This is a genomic window from Streptomyces sp. NPDC079020, from assembly GCF_044542225.1.
Taxonomy (GTDB): Bacteria; Actinomycetota; Actinomycetes; order Streptomycetales; family Streptomycetaceae; genus Streptomyces.
In genome coordinates this window covers 22,612-40,151 of sequence record NZ_JBITUB010000015.1, presented here as the reverse complement: position 1 = coordinate 40,151, position 17,540 = coordinate 22,612, and the positions used below count along the sequence as shown (strand labels likewise).

Genomic DNA, 17,540 nt, shown 5'->3' with positions numbered 1-17,540 from the left:
CCCCGGGCCCGACGGAGTCGTTCCGGCGTCTTGAGGACGCACTGATGTACTGGAGTATTCGGTGATCCACCCGATCAATGCCACGGTCGACCGTCAGCGGCGTCCGCTGCCGCCGGGCCTGCACGAGGTTCCCGTGGGCATGCACCGCCGGCTGGCGCACGTGCAGCCCGGTCTCACGCCGCTGGCGGTGCGCGCGCAGCATCTGTCGCTGGTGTCCACGGCGCTGACCCAGGCCGGCGTCGAGCACTTCGTGGTGCCCGGGACCGAGGACACCTCGTCCGCGATCGGTGTCCGGGACGTCCACCGGGGCCGTGTCGCCCAGACGCTGCGTTCGCTGTTCGGCCGGAGCCCCGGGTACATCCAGCGCAAGGTGCCCGTCCAGCGCACCAGCGAACTGCTCCACCTCGGTGCCCGCGAGGCGTCCTGGCAGGGGCTGGAGACCGTCGACGTCCTGCGCGCCATCTGGTTCCAGGCCGATCCGTCGGGCGACCTCGTGTACGGCACCGAGTACGGCTGCGACATCGAGTTCTGGCGGGAGGAGGAGGGGCGGCTGCTGCCGCCGCGGATCAACCGGGGCGCGAGCTTCCTCCCGGTGCAGGGTGACATGACACTCGTCTCGCCGCACCGCTTCTCCCGGCTGGCGCCGCCGGAGCCGGAGCTCCCGCAGAAGCAGCGCCGCTGGGGCCGGAAGCCGGAGCGGGCCGGGCTGCCGACCCGCCAGGAGTTCGTCTGCACCGGCGCCGACGAGATCACGTTCCCCATCGATGTCGTCTACACCTGGGTGGACAGCGACGACCCCGCCTGGCAGCGCCGCCGCGCCGAGGCCTCCGGCGACGTGTTCCACGAGGAGTCCGCGAGCGCCGGGCGCTACATCAACCGTGACGAGCTGCTCTACTCGATGCGCTCGCTGCACATGTACGCGCCCTGGGTGCGGCACATCTTCCTGGTCACCGACGACCAGGTCCCGCACTGGCTCGATGCGGACGCCGAGGGCATCACGGTGGTCTCGCACCGGGAGATCTTCCGCGAGACCAGCCGGCTGCCGGTCTTCAACTCCCATGCCATCAGCGCCCAGTTGCACCGGGTCCCGGGGCTGTCGGAGCACTTCATCCACTTCAACGACGATGTGTTCGTCGGCAGGCCGATCACCCCGCACGAGTTCTTCCTGCCGAACGGGGCCTCGAAGTACTACCCGGACAGCGTCCGCATCCCCATGGGCCCGGTCCAGCCGGAGGACCTGCCGCACGAGGTGGCCCGCAAGAACGTCCGGGCCCTGCTGGAGGACCGCTTCGGCCGCACCATCATCGACGCCATGAAGCACACCCCCGTGCCGCTGCGGCGCAGTGTGCTGGAGGAGATGGAGCGCGAGTTCGCCGAGGTCTTCCGGGCGACCGCGGCCGCGCGTTTCCGCAGCCGGACCGATATCGACGTCGGCACCTGTATGTATCCGTACTACTCCTACTTCACGGGGCGCGGCGTGCCCGACACCATTCCGTACGCCTATCTCCATCTCTCGATGGTGCAGCTCTCCAAGAAACTGGACCGGCTGCTCAAACGGCGTGACGCGGCGGTCTTCTGTGTGAACGACTCCTTCACCACCGAGGACGACGTGGCCGATCAGGAAGCGCTGATCCATCCCTTCTTCGAGGCGTACTTTCCGCTTCCGAGTCCGTACGAGAAGTCCGCGGCCCCGCGATGAAGATCGAATTCCTGGTTCAGAACGCGTATGCCGCGGACGGGGCCACCCGCGCCGTCCTCAATCTCGCGGGGGCGCTCGCCGACACCCACGAGGTCCGGGTCGTCTCGGTGTTCCGCTGGCTCGACCGGCCGGCCATCGCACCCGCCCACGGGGTACGGATCGTCTCGCTGCTCGATCTGCGCGAGGGCCGTCGTCCGGACAAGCAGGATGTCCGCCGGCTCACGCCGTCCCGGGTCATTCCGCGTACCCAGGAGATGTCCTGGCGCTACAGCGGGCTGACGGACGACAAGGCCGAGGAGTACCTGCGGGCGAGCCAGGCCCAGGTGGTGGTCGGCACCAGCCTCGAACTGGCCGCCTACGTCTCGCGCTGGGCACGTCCCCGGGCGCTCCGCCTGGGCCAGCTGCACCAGTTGAGCACCGTGCTGTCCCCGCAGGAGCAGAGCCGCGCGTGGGCGGGGCTGGGGCGGCTCGACGCGGTCGTGGTGCCGAGTGCCGCCGAGGCCCGGGAGGTCACCCGGGCGGGACTGCCGGGCGAGGTCGCGGTCCACGCCCATCCCGACTGTGTGCCCGAACCCCGGGTGCGGCCCGCCGACGGGCGCTCCCGGGTGGTGATGGCGGCCGGGCGGCTCGTTCCGGAGAAGCGCTACGACGTGCTCGTCCAGGCGTTCGCACGGGTCGTGGAACACCACCCGGACTGGCAGCTGCGGATCTTCGGGACCGGTCCGGAGTACGGTCAGCTCCGCGCACTGGTCGCCGAACTGGACCTGTACAACCATGTGTTCCTGATGATGGAGGAGCCCCGGCTGGAGGCCCGGTGGGCCGCCGCCGCCATCGCCGCCGGGACCTCGGACCGGGAGTCCTTCGGGCTGTCGCTGGCCGAGGCCATGCGGTGCGGGCTGCCCGTCGTCGCCACCGCCTGTCCGGGCGGACCGCCGGAGATCGTCCGGGACGGGATCAACGGCCTGCTCACACCGGTGGACGACGTCGACGCCTTCGCCGCCGCGCTGCTGCGCCTGGTCGAGGACGAACCGGCACGCCTCGCGATGGGGCGTCAGGCCCGCGAGGACGCCCGCGCCTTCGGCCCGGAGGTCTCGGCGGGACGGTTCGAGGGCGTCATCCGCGCGGCCCGCCGCCACCGCCGGGAGGGGCGCCCCGCCGCCGAGGTCACCGTCTCGTGCGAGGTGGCGCGGAACGGGACGGTCGTCCTGCGTCTGGCCGGTGTACGGGAGGGCCGCAAGGACCTCGAACTGGTCCTGCGCAAGCGGAAGGCGGCGCGCGGCGAACAGCCCGTCAGGCTGCCGCTGCTGCCCGCCGAGGGGCTCGGACCGCATCTGTACGAGGCGTTCGTCCCCCCGGACCCGGAGGTGCTGGCGGAGGGCCGCTGGGACGTGCATCTGGACACCGGGGAGGGCAGGCCCGCCAAGGTGCGGCCGGGCTCCCTGGACCTGCGCGGCTTCGGCCCGGTGGCCACCGGGCCCGCGTACACCGTGGTGCAGCTGCCCTACGCGTCCGAGAGCGGCCATCTGGTGCTGCGGACCTGGACCCGCGACCGGCATGCCGAGGCGACCGAGGTCTGGGTCGACCAGGGAGTCATGCATCTGCGCGGGCTGCTCTACGGCTCCGACTTCGGCGGGGCGGAGCCGCTGTTGCTGATGCGCAGGCGTGGTGTGGAGGAGCCGGGGTTCTGGCTGCCCGGCCTCTCCTCGGGCGGCGCCGACTTCTCCTTCTCGCTGCCCGCGTCGGACCTGGCCGAGCAACTGGTGGGCCGGCACGAGCTGTGGGACCTGTGGGTGGGCCGGCGCCACGACCCGGTCGTGGCGCGGCTGGGCCGTTTCCTGACGGACGTGGTGGACGTGAAGGGCGTGTTCGCCTACCCCAACATCGTGGTGCCCACCGGCGAGGGGCAGCCGGTCATGGTGAAGCCGTACTACACGGCCGGGACCGAGCTGTCGGTCCGGGTGTCCGAGAAGGCCGAGTAGCGGCGGAGCGTGGAGATGACCGGGACAACGGACGTACGGGAGCGCCCGGCGCGGGGGGCCGTCACCGGCTCACAGCCGGAGCCAGCCCTCCAGCGCCATGCCCTGCTGGTCGGCACGCTGCCTGGTGACCTTCAGACGGCCGTCCGGGCCGATCGCGGCGACGACGAGGCGCCCCTCCCGGTCCAGGGCGACCGCGGGTGCGCCCTCGCAGGGTTCACGGGTGTCCGCCCACCAGGCACCGGCGGATTCCAGCTCGGTCGGGTAGGCGGTGAGGGCGAGGGTCCCCGACTGCTCCGCCTGGGCCAGAACGGTGCAGTCGTAGCCGTCGACGAGGCACCGGGTGAGGGCGAGCGGGCCGTGCCCCGAGCGGCCGTCCAGCGAGACGGGCACGGTGTCGGGGGCGTCCGCCGCCGGAAGCCGGTGGGCGACGACCTCGCCGGAGGTCTCGTCGCGCCAGTAGTGGGTGATCCGGCCCTCGTAGGACTCGGTGCCGGAGGCCGTCCGGGGCAGGGCGATGAAGACCAGGTTGGGGGCGCGGTCCAGCGGGCCCCCCGGCGTTTCCTGGCGCCAGACGTACACACCCTTGTCGGCGGGCATGAAGAGCTCGACGCGGCCGGAGCGGGTGACGACGGCGGAGAGCCCCTCGCGTACCCGCTTGCACGGCATGGCCGTCCACTTGCCCCAGACGCCGTCGGCGGCACGCCTGCGCGTGGACACGCCCCCGTCCGCGTTGCGGACGAACACATGGAGGGCGTCGGCGCCGTCCACGACGGCGACCGGTGCGCCGATGGCCGGCGCCTTGGCGGCGTCCTTGCCGTGCGGGTTGCCGATCGAGTGCCAGCCGGTCATCGGGCGGCCTGCCTGGTACTGGGAGGCGTACACGATCTCGACCGGTCCCCGGGGGCTGTCGCCCGTACGCCGGAGGCCGAACAGGTCGACGAAGCCGGCCGGACCGTGCGCGGCGCAGAGATACGGCAGTATCCGGGCGTCCGCGAGCAGGAGTTCGGGACCGTTCCAGCCGCCGCGGCCGGCCGGCCGCTCCGTCCAGCGGACGACGCCGCCGGTCCTGGCCGGGGCGAACGCGCTGAGGCGTCCGTCCGGCGCGGGTATCAGCCAGTCCGTCCGCACCGGTGCCGCCGCCAGGGGCCCGGGGACCGCTCCGGTCTCCTGGGCCGGTCCGGCAGGGGTCCTCCCGGAAGGAGCCGCGGCACGCCTACGCCCAGTACGCAAACTCATCGTTCCCCGACCGTTCTCCACTGAATTCTTTCTCCGGTGCCGAACGGCGTTGGGCGGAGTCCCATGTGTCTCTGTTTGAGTGACCGGTTTCGCCATAACAGCAACAACCGGTGTCACAATAATACTCGACAGGGGTCGATTTCCGGGTGATTCCTGTCGCAGTATGTGACTTTGAGGCACTCATCATGCCCGAGCAGAAGCGCGGTACCCCACGGAGCGACTTCGGCACGCATGGACCCGCCCGCCTTCAATTCCTCTCCTCCCGCACGCGCTTCGAGGCGTGTCCCGACGGAAGATCCAGACGAGCCCATGACAGACCAGACCTCCGGCACCGGATCACGCATATCCGGGGAAAGCCGGTCGAGACGCGCTCCGCGCAAGCGCCGCCGCGGCCTCAAGATCACGCTCGGTGTCCTGCTCGTCCTCCTGCTCGCGGGGGGCGGCACCGTCTACTGGCTGTACAGCCAACTCGACGGGAACATCAAGGGCGTCGACATCGACGAGGCGCTCGGCGACGACCGCCCGGAGAAGCTGCCCACCACCGGCCAGAACCTGCTGGTCCTCGGATCCGACTCGCGTGCCGGGGCGGAGAACAAGGAGCTGGGCGGCGGGGGCGACGTCAGCGGCGCCCGCTCGGACACGGCGATGGTGGTCCACATCCCCGAGGGCAGGACCAAGGCCGTCGCGGTGTCCATCCCGCGTGACACGCTGGTGACCCGGCCCGAGTGCGCCAAGGCCGACGGCTCGCAGCAGCCGTCCGAGAAGCGCGTGATGTTCAACTCCGTCTACTCCCAGCTCGGTCCGGCGTGTGTGGTCAAGACCGTCGAGAAGATGTCCGGTGTCCGGATCGACCACTACCTGGAGATCAACTTCGCCGGGTTCAAGGATCTGGTCGACGCCATCGGCGGTGTCACCGTCGACGTCCCGCAGGACATCGACGACAAGTCCTCCGGCCTCAAGCTCACCGCCGGTCCGCACAAGCTCGACGGCACCCAGTCCCTCGCCTACGTACGCACCCGGCACGGCGTGGGCGACGGCAGCGACCTCGGCCGCATCGGCCTCCAGCAGCAGTTCCTGCTGGCACTGCTGAGCGAGGTCAAGTCCCAGGACCTGCTGGGCAGTCCCACGAAGTCGTACAAGATCGCCGACTCGGCCACCAAGTCCCTGACCACCGACTCCGGTCTGGCCTCGCTGAAGTCGCTCGGGGACTTCGCCCGTTCGATGAACGGTGTCGACCCGGCCACCATGGAGACCATCATGCTGCCGGTGGCGTACGACAAGAAGGACCCCAACCGGGTCGTGGCGGCCGAGCCGCAGGCCGGTGAGCTGTGGAAGGCCATCCATTCGGACAGCACCGTCCCGGAGTCGGCGAAGAAGTCGCCCGCCACCGGCGGCTGAGCGGGCCCTGCGCCCCGGCGCGTGACACGCTGCCGGAATGCTGAGCGAACCGGTACTGGTGATCGTCGACGCCGCGAACGTGGTCGGTTCCGTCCCCGACGGCTGGTGGCGGGACCGGCGCGGGGCGGCGGAGCGGCTGCGGGACTCCCTGGTCCCGTACGCCGCGGACGGCCTGCCCGGACTCCCCGGCCCCGTCGAACTCGTGCTGGTCGTCGAGGGCGCGGCCCGGGGGGTCGGGCCGGTGCCGGGGGTGCGGGTCGAGGCGGCGGACGGCAGCGGGGACGACCGGATCGCCGAGCTGGCCGCCTCCCGGGGCGAGCGCCCCTGCGTCGTCGTGACCGCCGACCGGGGGCTGCGGCAGCGGGTCGAGGCGTACGGTGCGCGGTGCGTGGGCCCGCGCACGGTACGGCCGCTGCCCCGGCGCCCCGAGCGCCGGGAGCGGCCGTGACAGCCCTCAGCGGCCGGCCGTCATCCGGCTGTGGCCGCGCCCGTACGCGAAGTAGAAGATCGCACCGAGCACCATCCAGGCCCCGAACCGCAGCCAGGTCTCCGCGGGCAGGTTGAGCATCAGCCAGACCGAGGCGGCCACCGACGCGATCGGGAGCAGCGGCACCCACGGGGCGCGGAAGGCGCGGGGCAGGTCGGGGCGGGTGTGGCGCAGGACGACCACCCCGAGGGCCACGACGACGAACGCGAAGAGCGTGCCGATGTTCACCAGGGTGGCCAGTTCGTTGATGCTCGTGAACCCGGCGATCACCGCGATGATCACGCCGAGCAGGATCGTGGGACGGTACGGGGTGCGAAAGCGCGGGTGCGTCTTGGAGAAGAACCTCGGGAGCAGTCCGTCGCGGCTCATCGCGAAGAACACCCGGGTCTGGCCGAGCAGCAGGATCATGCAGACCGTGGTGAGGCCGACCGCGGCACCGAAGCTGATCACCCCGGCGTAGAAGGGGTGCCCGACCGCCTTGAAGGCGTCCGCGAGCGGGGCACTCACCGAGAGCTCGGAATAGGGCTGCATGCCGGTCACCACGACGGACACGGAGACATAGAGCACCGTGCAGATGATGAGCGAGCCGAGGATGCCGCGCGGCATGTCCCGCTGCGGGAGCTTGGTCTCCTCCGCCGCGGTGGCCACCACGTCGAAGCCGATGAAGGCGAAGAAGACGACGGAGGCGGCGGTGAAGATGCCCATGACGCCGAAGTTCGTGGGTGCGTAGCCGAACATCAGCTGGACCAGCGGGGCGTTCAGGCCGGAACCGGCGGGCTGCGGTTCGGCCTTCGGGATGAAGGGCGTGTAGTTGTCGGCCTCGATGAAGAAGAGACCGGCCACGATCACGATCAGGACCACGGCCACCTTGACCGCGACCACGACCGTGGTGACCCGGGCCGACAGCTTCATGCCGAGCACCAGGATGACGGTCAGCAGCAGTACGAGGCCGAAGGCCAGGATGTCGAAGCCGAACCCCGCGGCCACATCGGTCCCCGAGAGCACGTCGGGGAGCGCCCAGTGGACGTTGTCCAGCAGTGAGCGCACATAGCCGGACCAGCCGACCGCGACCACCGCCGTGCCCAGCGCGAATTCCAGCACCAGGTCCCAGCCGATGATCCAGGCCACCAGTTCGCCCAGGGAGGCGTACGAGAAGGTGTACGCGGAGCCGGCCACCGGGACGGTGGAGGCGAACTCGGCGTAGCAGAGCGCGGCGAGGGCGCACACGACGCCCGCGACCACGAAGGCGATGGCGGTGGCGGGCCCCGCCGTCTCCTTGGCCACCTTGCCGGTCAGCACGAAGATGCCGGTGCCGATGATGACGCCCACTCCGAAGACCGTGAGGTCGAGGGCGGAGAGGGACTTCCTGAGCGCGTGCTCCGGTTCTTCGGTGTCACGGATGGACTGTTCGACCGTCTTGGTCCGGAACAGCCTGTTCCCGCTGGGTGGTGTGTCCTGCTGCGCGCTCACCGGCGTACCTCCACGCGTTCGTCGTGAACGCCATGATTGGGACACCACCGGCCGCCCAGCGCGGCACCGGCCCGCTTTCACGCGAATGGGCCGGTCGGACCACTCGTACAGGGTGGTCCGACCGGCCCATCGGCCGTACGGGTCAGTCGCGGGCGGGCTCCGCGGCGTGGCTCGTGTAGCCGCCGTCGAGCTTGGCGACCAGGCCGGTGACCTGGCGGGCGATGTCCGGAGCGGTCAGCCCGATCTCGGCCATGACCTCCTTGCGGGAGGCGTGGTCGAGGAAGACCGGCGGAATGCCGAAGTCCCGCAGGGGTACGTCGACCCCGGCGTCGCGCAGCGCCTGGGCGACGGCGGAGCCGACGCCGCCGGCCCGGCTGTTGTCCTCGACGGTGACGACGACCCGGTGCCGCTCGGCGAGCGGGGCCATCGCCTCGTCGACGGGCTTGACCCAGCGGGGGTCGACCACGGTGGTGGTGATGCCCTGGGCGGCCAGCAGATCGGCGATGTCCAGGCACATCGGGGCGAGCGCCCCGACGGAGACCAGCAGGACGTCCGGCCGGGAGGTGCCTGGCTCGCGCAGGATGTCCATGCCGCCGACCCTGCCGACGGCCTTGACGGCCGGGCCGACCGCGCCCTTGGAGAAGCGGACCACGGTCGGCGCGTCGTCGACGTCCACGGCCTCGCGCAGCTGCGCGCGGACCTGGTCGGCGTCGCGCGGGGCGGCGATCCGGAGCGTGGGGACGCACTGGAGGATCGACATGTCCCACATGCCGTTGTGCGAGGCGCCGTCCGTGCCGGTGACCCCGGCCCGGTCCAGGACGAAGGTGACGCCGCACTTGTGCAGCGCGACGTCCATCAGGACCTGGTCGAAGGCGCGGTTCAGGAAGGTGGCGTAGACCGCGAAGACGGGGTGCAGTCCGCCGGTGGCGAGGCCCGCCGCGGAGACCGCGCCGTGCTGCTCGGCGATCCCGACGTCGTAGATCCGGTCCGGGAAGGCCTCCTCGAACTTGCCGAGGCCGACGGGCTGGAGCATGGCCGCGGTGATCGCGACGATGTCCTTGCGCTCCTTGCCGAGCTTGACCATCTCCTCGCCGAAGACCGAGGTCCAGTCCAGGCCGGAGGTGGAGATCGGCAGACCGGTGTCCGGGTGGATCTTGCCGACGGCATGGAAGCGGTCGGCCTCGTCCTGGAGCGCCGGGGTGTAGCCACGGCCCTTCTCGGTGAGGCAGTGCACGATGACCGGTCCGCCGAAGCGCTTGGCACGCTGGAGCGCGGACTCCAGGGCCTCGATGTCGTGTCCGTCGATGGGGCCGACGTACTTCAGGCCGAGGTCCTCGAACATGCCCTGCGGGGCGATGAAGTCCTTGAGGCCCTTCTTGGCGCCGTGCAGGGTCTCGTACAGCGGCCGGCCGAGGACGGGCGTGCGCTCCAGGAGGTCCTTGCCGCGCGCCAGGAACCGCTCGTAACCGTCGGTGGTACGCAGGGTGGCCAGGTGGTTCGCGAGGCCGCCGATGGTCGGAGCGTAGGAGCGCTCGTTGTCGTTGACCACGATGACGAGCGGGCGGTCCTTGGCGGCGGCGATGTTGTTCAGCGCCTCCCAGGCCATACCGCCGGTGAGCGCGCCGTCACCGATGACCGCGACGACATGGTCGTCCTTGGCCAGCACCTCGTTGGCCTTGGCGAGGCCGTCGGCCCAGCCCAGCACCGTCGAGGCGTGCGAGTTCTCGATGATGTCGTGCTCGGACTCGGCGCGGGAGGGGTAGCCGGACAGCCCCCCCTTGCTCTTGAGCCGCGAGAAGTCCTGGCGGCCGGTGAGCAGCTTGTGCACATAGCTCTGGTGGCCGGTGTCGAACAGAACCTTGTCCCGGGGCGACTCGAAGACCCGGTGCAGGGCGATGGTCAGCTCGACCACACCCAGGTTGGGCCCGAGGTGGCCGCCGGTCTTGGACACTGCGTCGACGAGGAAGGTACGGATCTCCCCGGCGAGCTGCTCCAGCTGTTCGAGGCTGAGCCGGTCCAAATCACGCGGTCCCTCGATGCGGGTCAGCAGGTCCACCCGTGCCTCCTTGCGTTGAGCTGGTCGAGCGTGCCGATCCGATGAGTCTAATGTTCCGCCCGCCGACGCGGGCATCGGGCGGGGGTGTGCTGTCACACCAGCGGCGGATGCACGACCGTGCCCGGCGCCCTGTCGGGGGCGCCGGGCACGGTCCGGTGCAGGCCGGGAGGGTTATGGCCGGGCGGGACGGGCCGGACAGCCTTCAGGCGCGGCCCGCGGTCTTCTGGGTGCGGCGGGACACCGAGTCGATCACCACGGCGGCCAGCAGGACCGCTCCGGTGATCATGTACTGCACGGCGTTGGCCATGCCGATCATGTTCAGGCCCTGCTGGATCGACTGGATGACGATCATGCCGAGCAGCGCGGACCAGACCTTGCCCCGGCCGCCGAAGAGGCTGGTGCCGCCGATGACGGCGGCGGCGATGACCAGCATCAGGGTGTTGCCCGCGCCGACGTTCTTGGTGGCGCCGCCGGAGAGGCTGGCGATGAAGAGTCCGCCGAAGGCGCCCAGGGTTCCGGACACGGCGAAGACCGTGATCCGGATCCGGTCGACGTTGATACCGGCGCGGCGCGCCGCCTCGGGGTTGCCGCCGACCGCGAAGACCTGGCGCCCGAAGGCCGTACGGCGGGCGACGAAGTCCGCGATCACCAGGACGGCGAGGAAGAGCACCAGGGCGAGCGGCAGGCCGCGGGCGCCGGACGGCTCGTTGAGGACGTACGCGACGACGAAGCACAGGACCGCGACGACACCGGTGCGCAGCACGATTTCGGCGGTGGGGCGGGAGGGCAGGCCGGCGGCCCTGCGGCGCCCGCTGTCCACCAGGAGCGAGGCGGCGTACGCGACGACGGCGACCAGCGCCAGGCCGTAGCCCGCCGCCTTGTCCGCGAAGAAGTAGTTGGTGAGGTTCTCGACGACACTGCCGGACGGCGTGTTGATCGAGCCCTCCCCGCCCATCATCCAGTCCTGGAGACCGCTCCAGCCGAGGAAGCCCGCCAGGGTGACCACGAAGGCCGGTACGCCGATCTTGGCGAAGAAGAAGCCGTGCAGCGCGCCGAGGGCCGTGCCGGAGAGCACGGCGACCAGGATCGCCGTCCAGTCGTTCCAGCCGTTGTTGACGTTGAGCACGGCCCAGACGGCCGCGCCGACGCCCGCGACGGATCCGACCGAGAGGTCGATCTCGCCGAGCAGCAGCACGAACACGATGCCGACGGCCATGATGCCGATGCCGGAGCTGTAGACGGCGATGTTGGCGACGGAGCTGGCGGAGAGGAAGTTGCTGTTCTGGAACTGGAAGACGACCGCGATGACGATCAGGCCGACGAAGACCGGCAGCGATCCGAGTTCACCGCCGCGTACCTTGCGGCTGAACTCCGACCAGTAGCCCTTGATGCCCTCCTCGCGGATGAGCAGGCGGGGGTCGACGGCGGGTATCGGGGCCGCGGTCGGCTCGGCGGCCGGGGCCGTCGCGGTCTTCCCGGTGGCGGCCGGCGCCCCGGGGGGAGCCGGCTTCTCCGTGGACGTTCCGGGGGTCTTGGCGAGGTCGCTCACTTCGCGTCCTCCTTCGTGGCCGTCGTGGCCGTGATCGTGGCCGTGCGTGCCTGGCGACGCGTGACGGCATTGTCCGTGGCGCCGGTGATCGCGGCGATGATCTCTTCGTGCGAGGTGCTCGCCACGTCGAAGACCCCGTTGTTGCGCCCCAGGCGGAGCACCGCGACCCTGTCCGCGACGGCGCGGACGTCGGCCATGTTGTGGCTGATGAGGATGACGCCGTGGCCGCGCTCGCGCAGCCGCTCGACGAGATCGAGGACCTGGGCGGTCTGCTCGACGCCGAGGGCCGCTGTCGGCTCGTCCAGGATGACGACCTTGGGGTCGCCGATCAGGGCACGCGCGATGGCGACGACCTGGCGCTGACCGCCGGACAGCGAGGCGACCGGGATCCGGACGCTCGGAATCCGGATGGAGAGCGTGTCCAGGAGCTCCTTGGCGCGCTTCTCCATGGCGATCTCGTCGAGGACGGAGAACGCGCGCAGTTCGCTGCCGAGGAAGAGGTTGGCGACGACGTCGAGGTTGTCGCAGAGGGCCAAGTCCTGGTAGACGGTGGCGACTCCGAGTTCCTGGGCGTCGTTGGGCCGGTTGATCCGGACCGTCCGCCCTTCCCACTCGATGGCGCCTTCGTCGATCGGGTGGACGCCCGAAATGGTCTTGACGAGCGTCGACTTGCCGGCGCCGTTGTCGCCGACCAGGGCGACCACCTCGCCGGGGTGAATCTCCAGGTCCACGTCGGTGAGCGCCTGGACGGCGCCGAACCGCTTGGAGATTCCGCGCAACGCCAGCACGGGCGTAGCGGACACGTGAATCATCTCCTTCGCCGCCTGACCGGCGGGGATGGTGCTGCTGAGCAGGGGGGTGTGCGAGGGGAGCCCGGCGCCCGCCCCTGCCTGCGGGGCGTTGAAGGGGGCGGGTGCCGGACCGGCTGGGGTGTCCGGAGACACGTGTCCGCGGGGGCCGCCACGCGATCCCGCGGGCTCCGGGGCCGTACCGCGGGTTCTCCGGGCCCGTAGCGCGGGCTCGGGGCCGTACCGCGGCCCTACTTGATGCCGGCTGCCTCGCAGGCCGCCTTGTACTCGGCCGTGCAGATGTCCGTGGACTTGTAGACCTCGTCCGCGATGATCGTGGAGGCGATGTTCTCCTTCGTCACGACCTGCGCGTCGTACAGCTTGGCCGGGATGCCCTTGAACTCGCCCGTGAGGCTGTCGACCTTGACCGGGGTCAGGTCGTCGATCTTCTCGCCCTTCAGGAGCCGCACGGCGACCTCGGCGGTGGTCTCGGCCTCCGGCTTGATCTGCTTGTAGATCGTGAAGGACTGATCACCCTTCAGTATCCGCTGCAGGCCCGCCAGTTCGGCGTCCTGGCCGCCGACGGGGACCTTCACACCCTGCTTGGCCAGCGCGGTGATGATGCCGCCCGCCATGCCGTCGTTGGCCGAGTAGACGCCCTGGAAGCCCGACTTGCCCAGCGAGTCGATGGCGGCACCCATCTTCTTGTTCGCCTCGTCCGACGACCAGTCCGGGATGTCCTGCTCGTAGACGACCTTCTTGACCTGGGTGTCCAGGACGCTGTGGGCGCCCTTCTTGAAGAGCGGCGCGTTCGGGTCGGTCGGCGAACCGTTGATCATGACAACGTTGCTTTCCTTGGCCTTGGCGCCCAGCGCCTTCACCAGACCCTCACCCTGGAGGCGGCCGATCTTCTCGTTGTCGTACGAGACGTACGCCGAGATCGGGCCCTCGGCGAGCCGGTCGTACGCGACGACCTTGACGCCCTTCTTCTCCGCCTGCTGCACCCAGGACTTGGTGGCCTTGTAGTCGACCGAGTCCAGGATGATGACCTTCACACCCTGCGTGACCAGCGCGTCGAACTGCTTCTTCTGCGTCTCGGTGTCCTGTGCGGCGTTGTTGTACTTGACCTCGCAGTCGTCGCACAGTTCCTTGATCTTCGCCTCCATGATGGGGCGGTCGAACGTTTCGTAACGCGTCGTCTTGTTCTCCGGCAGCAGCAGGCCGATGGTCTTGCTGTCGCCTCCGCCGTCGGACTCCGCGTCGTCGCCGGCCTTGCCGCAGGCGGCGAGGGAGACGGCCATGGAAATGGCCGCCGTACCGATGACGATGCGTCGCGTCATTGCGATCATGGGGGTTTGCCTCCCTGACGTGGCCGCAACGTCGCGGCCGAGGTGGACGGAAGTCAACTCGGCCGCAACGTCAGCGTCAAGGAGTAAATTCTTAACGAGATGACAACGGTGCCATTCGTTATCTAAGTGAAGGCAGGAGTGCCTGCGGGGAAAGTGTTCTCCAAAAGGGTTGAATCCCCCATCTCGCTGAGTACCAGGGCCAGCGCGCCCAGCACCTCCGCCCGTCCGCCGAGCGCCCCGGGCAGCACCGAGAGCTGCCGCGCCGCGCTGGGGATGGCGTACCGGGACACCGAGTCGCGGATCGGCCCGAGCACCAGCTCACCGGCCTCCGCCAGGGAACCGCCGAGCACCACCCGGCTGGGGTTGAGCAGGTTGCACAGATTGGCCACCCCGCTGCCGATGTGCCGCCCCACGTCACCGACCACCCGGCGGCAGCCCGGGTCACCCTCGCGGGCCAGCTGGACCACCCGCTCCATGGTGAGATCGGAACCGTGGCTGGGCTGGAGCAGGGGCAGGACGTACCGGGCGGCCGTGAAGGTCTCCAGGCAGCCCCGGTTCCCGCAGCGGCACACCGGTCCCGACTCGTCGAGCGTGATGTGCCCGATCTCGCCGGCCGTGCCGCCGGGGCCCCGGTAGATGGTCCCGTCGATCACCAGACCGGCGCCGACACCGCTCGCGACCTTGATGTACGCCAGATCGCGCACCCCCCGTCCGCTCCCCCAGACCAGCTCGCCCAGCGCCCCGAGGTTGGCGTCGTTGTCGACGTACACCGGAACACCGAGCCGCCCGGCGAGCTCCTGGCTCGGATTGATCCCCGTCCAGCCCGGCAGGATCGAGGTGGAGCCCAGGGTGCCGGACTCGACGTCGATGGGGCCGGGGACACCGAGACCGACGCCGATCACCTTCTCCGGGCTGATCCCGGTGTTCTCGATCAGACGCCTGACCAGCGTCTCCGCCCGTCCGAAGCCCTGCGCGGACGAGGCGTCGACGTCCAGCGGCTCGGACTCCTCCGCCAGCACCTGGTGGGCCAGATTGCCGACGGCCACCCGCAGATGCGTGTGGCCGAAGTCGACCCCCACGACGATGCCCGCGTCCCCGCTCAGCGAGACGCTGCGGGCCCGGCGGCCGCCCGCCGAGGTGGGGGTCACCTCGACCGTTCCGCCGTCCTTCAACTCGCGGACGATATTGGAGACGGTGGCTGCGGAGAGGCCGGTGCTCCTGGCGATCTCCGCCTGGGTGAGCGACCCGGCCATCCGTACGGCTCGTACGACCCGCTCAAGGTTGGCCCGATGCAGAGACGTCTGCGACCCGGGAGTCTCCATCGACTCATCCACTCCTGCCCTTGGCGGACGGCGCGGAAGGCCGTCCCGGTCGGGGCCGCACCAAATGGGGCCCCGACTTTTCTCCAACATGTGAACTCCAAGCTGAACGTTCTGGGGCACCTCCCGTCAAGACCTGAGCGCGCAGGGCCTGGCGGGACGGCCGGCGCGGCGCGCCGTCCGCCGCCGGATCCGGCGGAAACGCCAGGTGGACGCGGAAATGCCCCGGCGGATGTACCTGCCGGGGCATTCACCGTTCGCACGGAATGCGCGAACGCGGAGACCGAGCGGACGGAATTACTTCAGAGCGCCCGCCGTCATACCCGAAACGACCTGCCGCTGGAAAATGATGTACGCCCCCAGAACGGGAAGCATCGCGATCACCAGACCGGCGAAGAGACCGGAATAGTCGCTCTTGTATCCCTGGCTGGCCGCCAGCTCGACCAGCCCCTGCGCGAGCACCCTCTTGTCCGGGTCGGTGTTCAGCACCGTGGGCAGCATGTACTGGTTCCACTGGCCCAGGAAATTGAAGATGCCGACGCTGATCAGACCGGGCTTGGCCATCGGCAGCATGACCTGGAAGAACGTACGGGTGTGGGAGGCACCGTCGATGATCGCGGCTTCCGCGATCGAGGTCGGCAGCGTACGGAAGAACGAGGTCAGGAAGAACACGGTGAACGGCAGCGAGTACGCGATGTACACGAGGATCAGGCCGTGGATCGTGTTCAGCAGCCCCAGATTGTCCAGGACGTAGAACAGCGGGACCAGCGCCAGCATGACCGGGAAGCTCATCCCGCCGACGAACAAGAAGTAAATGAACCGGTTGCCGGGGAACTCGAAGCGCGAGAGCACATAGGCCGCCATCGACCCCAGGACCAGGGTGCCGACGAGCGACCCTCCCACCACCAGGATGGTGTTGAGGAAGTACTCGCTCATGTTGGCCTGGTTCCAGGCCCTGCCCCAGCTGGAGAAGTCCAGCGAGCCGGGCAGCGACCAGGGGGAGTTGAAGATGTCCGTGTCGCTCTTGAACGAGGACATCACCGCCCAGAACAGCGGCATGACGACCATGATGGCCCAGAGGATCAGCATCCCGTGCGAGAAGACGTTGAGGACGTGGCCCTCGCCGCTCTTCCTCGGGGCGGAGCCGCCCTCGCGGGCCCCGCCGGTGCGCTGCTCCGGTACGGCCGGCCCACCGGGTGCGGTGGAGCCGGCGGGACCCGGGTGGCCCGACGGGCCGGTGGGAGGGGTTTCAGTGGTCTTCATCAGAACTCCAGCCGCTCGCGCCGGCCCAGCCGCATCACGATGGCGGCGAACGCCAGCGTCACGAGGAGCAGGGCGACACCGATCGTGGTCGCATAGCCCGCCTGTCCGTCACGGAACGCCGCCTGGTACACGTACAGCGGCAGGACGGTCGTCGAGTAGTCCGGTCCGCCGGGGCCGACACTCATGATGTGGACGACGGCGAAGCCCTCGGCGCCGAGCGCCAGGATGCCCATGTAGACCCAGCCGGACTGGACCGTGTCCCACAGCAGCGGCAGCGTGATCCGGAAGAAGGTCGTGAAGCGGCTCGCGCCGTCCAGCAGCGCCGCCTCGTAGAAGTCCTTGGGGATGGAGGCCATGCCCGCGGAGAACAGCACCACGAAGAAGCCGACCGTGCACCAGACGAGGACCGCGGCGATGCACCACAGGGCCAGCTGGGGATCGCCCAGCCAGTCCGGCACGTCCTCGAAGCCGAAGGCCTTGAGCGTGCCGTTGATCATGCCCTGGGCCGGGTCGAAGGCGAACTGGAACAGGATGGCCACGATCGCGATCGAGAGCACCTGGGGGAAGAAGTAGGCGATCTTGTAGAAGCCCGAGCCGCGCACACCCGCGATGGCGGCGCCCCTGCGCCGCCGCCCGCCCACATTGAGCATGAAGGCGAAGAAGAGCGCCAGGCCGAGCGTCACCAGCGGCAGCAGCACCGCCAGCAGCACACTGTGCTGCAGGGATTTCCAGAAGACGTCGTCATCGAACATCTTGGTGTAGTTGTCGAAGCCGACCATCTTGAAGTCGGGGCTCAGACCCGTCCAGTCCGTGAACGAGTAGTAGATGGACTGGATGAACGGCCAGATGACGAAGATGACGTACAGCGCCATCGGCACCACCAAGAACCCGACTATGAACCGGTATTTACCGTGTTGCATCGTTACCGACTCCGACCTTCCTGCGCT

Annotated in this window: 13 protein-coding genes; 4 read left to right on the top strand and 9 right to left on the bottom strand. The window is 69.7% G+C overall.

The features are described 5' to 3' along the window. Nucleotides 1-61: 61 nt before the first annotated feature. On the top strand, nucleotides 62-1,699 hold the full coding sequence (locus ACIGJO_RS27510) for a stealth family protein (RefSeq protein WP_399962527.1): 1,638 nt from the start codon (nucleotides 62-64) through the stop codon (nucleotides 1,697-1,699). Beyond that, on the top strand, nucleotides 1,696-3,678 hold the full coding sequence (locus tag ACIGJO_RS27505) for a glycosyltransferase (protein WP_399962525.1): 1,983 nt from the start codon (nucleotides 1,696-1,698) through the stop codon (nucleotides 3,676-3,678). The genes ACIGJO_RS27510 and ACIGJO_RS27505 overlap by 4 nt, the downstream gene beginning before the upstream one ends. A 69-nt stretch (nucleotides 3,679-3,747) precedes the next feature. Here the strand turns inward: ACIGJO_RS27505 and ACIGJO_RS27500 are convergent, their stop codons facing one another. After that, complete coding sequence (locus ACIGJO_RS27500) at nucleotides 3,748-4,914, bottom strand: hypothetical protein (RefSeq protein ID WP_399962523.1); 1,167 nt, start codon at nucleotides 4,912-4,914, stop codon at nucleotides 3,748-3,750. Nucleotides 4,915-5,223: 309 nt separating this feature from the next. On the opposite strand from ACIGJO_RS27500, the gene ACIGJO_RS27495 reads away from it, so the two are divergent. Both ACIGJO_RS27495 and ACIGJO_RS27490 read left to right on the top strand, forming a co-directional pair. Continuing rightward, nucleotides 5,224-6,312 (top strand): LCP family protein, encoded by a 1,089-nt coding sequence (locus ACIGJO_RS27495; RefSeq protein WP_399962521.1) that lies wholly within the window; start codon nucleotides 5,224-5,226, stop codon nucleotides 6,310-6,312. Nucleotides 6,313-6,349: 37 nt separating this feature from the next. Next, nucleotides 6,350-6,760, top strand: a complete 411-nt coding sequence (locus ACIGJO_RS27490) for an NTP pyrophosphohydrolase (RefSeq protein WP_399962519.1) — start codon at nucleotides 6,350-6,352, stop codon at nucleotides 6,758-6,760. Nucleotides 6,761-6,766: 6 nt separating this feature from the next. On the opposite strand, the gene ACIGJO_RS27485 is transcribed toward ACIGJO_RS27490, so the two are convergent. The 8 genes from ACIGJO_RS27485 to ACIGJO_RS27450 all read right to left on the bottom strand — a co-directional run bounded on the left by ACIGJO_RS27485 (nucleotide 6,767) and on the right by ACIGJO_RS27450 (nucleotide 17,513). Beyond that, on the bottom strand, nucleotides 6,767-8,269 hold the full coding sequence (locus tag ACIGJO_RS27485) for an amino acid permease (protein ID WP_399962517.1): 1,503 nt from the start codon (nucleotides 8,267-8,269) through the stop codon (nucleotides 6,767-6,769). 142 nt (nucleotides 8,270-8,411) lie between these two features. Next, complete coding sequence (gene dxs / locus ACIGJO_RS27480; RefSeq protein WP_399962515.1) at nucleotides 8,412-10,325, bottom strand: 1-deoxy-D-xylulose-5-phosphate synthase; 1,914 nt, start codon at nucleotides 10,323-10,325, stop codon at nucleotides 8,412-8,414. Between the two features lie 202 nt (nucleotides 10,326-10,527). Next, nucleotides 10,528-11,874: a sugar ABC transporter permease gene (locus tag ACIGJO_RS27475; RefSeq protein ID WP_399962513.1), complete on the bottom strand. Its 1,347-nt coding sequence runs from the start codon at nucleotides 11,872-11,874 to the stop codon at nucleotides 10,528-10,530. Beyond that, nucleotides 11,871-12,686: an ATP-binding cassette domain-containing protein gene (locus ACIGJO_RS27470; RefSeq protein ID WP_399962805.1), complete on the bottom strand. Its 816-nt coding sequence runs from the start codon at nucleotides 12,684-12,686 to the stop codon at nucleotides 11,871-11,873. Before ACIGJO_RS27470 ends, ACIGJO_RS27475 begins: the two co-directional genes overlap by 4 nt. Nucleotides 12,687-12,913: 227 nt before the next feature. After that, nucleotides 12,914-14,011, bottom strand: coding sequence for a substrate-binding domain-containing protein (locus ACIGJO_RS27465; protein ID WP_399962511.1), 1,098 nt, complete (start codon nucleotides 14,009-14,011; stop codon nucleotides 12,914-12,916). 122 nt (nucleotides 14,012-14,133) lie between these two features. Further along, a complete protein-coding gene (locus ACIGJO_RS27460; RefSeq protein ID WP_399962509.1) occupies nucleotides 14,134-15,333 on the bottom strand; it encodes an ROK family protein in 1,200 nt (399 codons plus the stop codon). 294 nt (nucleotides 15,334-15,627) lie between these two features. Continuing rightward, entirely contained in the window at nucleotides 15,628-16,593 is a 966-nt protein-coding gene (locus ACIGJO_RS27455) for a carbohydrate ABC transporter permease (protein WP_399962507.1), read from the bottom strand. After that, entirely contained in the window at nucleotides 16,593-17,513 is a 921-nt protein-coding gene (locus ACIGJO_RS27450) for a carbohydrate ABC transporter permease (protein WP_399962505.1), read from the bottom strand. The genes ACIGJO_RS27455 and ACIGJO_RS27450 overlap by 1 nt, the downstream gene beginning before the upstream one ends. Nucleotides 17,514-17,540 lie beyond the last annotated feature (27 nt).

What these genes read in the sequence shown, in the direction of transcription:
- ACIGJO_RS27505 (WP_399962525.1), top strand. Translation starts at nt 1,696, where the DNA reads ATGAAGATCGAATTCCTGGTTCAGAACGCGTATGCCGCGGACGGGGCC.
- ACIGJO_RS27500 (WP_399962523.1), bottom strand. Translation starts at nt 4,914, where the DNA reads ATGAGTTTGCGTACTGGGCGTAGGCGTGCCGCGGCTCCTTCCGGGAGG.
- ACIGJO_RS27495 (WP_399962521.1), top strand. Translation starts at nt 5,224, where the DNA reads ATGACAGACCAGACCTCCGGCACCGGATCACGCATATCCGGGGAAAGC.
- ACIGJO_RS27490 (WP_399962519.1), top strand. Translation starts at nt 6,350, where the DNA reads ATGCTGAGCGAACCGGTACTGGTGATCGTCGACGCCGCGAACGTGGTC.
- ACIGJO_RS27470 (WP_399962805.1), bottom strand. Translation starts at nt 12,686, where the DNA reads ATGATTCACGTGTCCGCTACGCCCGTGCTGGCGTTGCGCGGAATCTCC.
- ACIGJO_RS27465 (WP_399962511.1), bottom strand. Translation starts at nt 14,011, where the DNA reads ATGATCGCAATGACGCGACGCATCGTCATCGGTACGGCGGCCATTTCC.
- ACIGJO_RS27460 (WP_399962509.1), bottom strand. Translation starts at nt 15,333, where the DNA reads ATGGAGACTCCCGGGTCGCAGACGTCTCTGCATCGGGCCAACCTTGAG.
- ACIGJO_RS27455 (WP_399962507.1), bottom strand. Translation starts at nt 16,593, where the DNA reads ATGAAGACCACTGAAACCCCTCCCACCGGCCCGTCGGGCCACCCGGGT.
- ACIGJO_RS27450 (WP_399962505.1), bottom strand. Translation starts at nt 17,513, where the DNA reads ATGCAACACGGTAAATACCGGTTCATAGTCGGGTTCTTGGTGGTGCCG.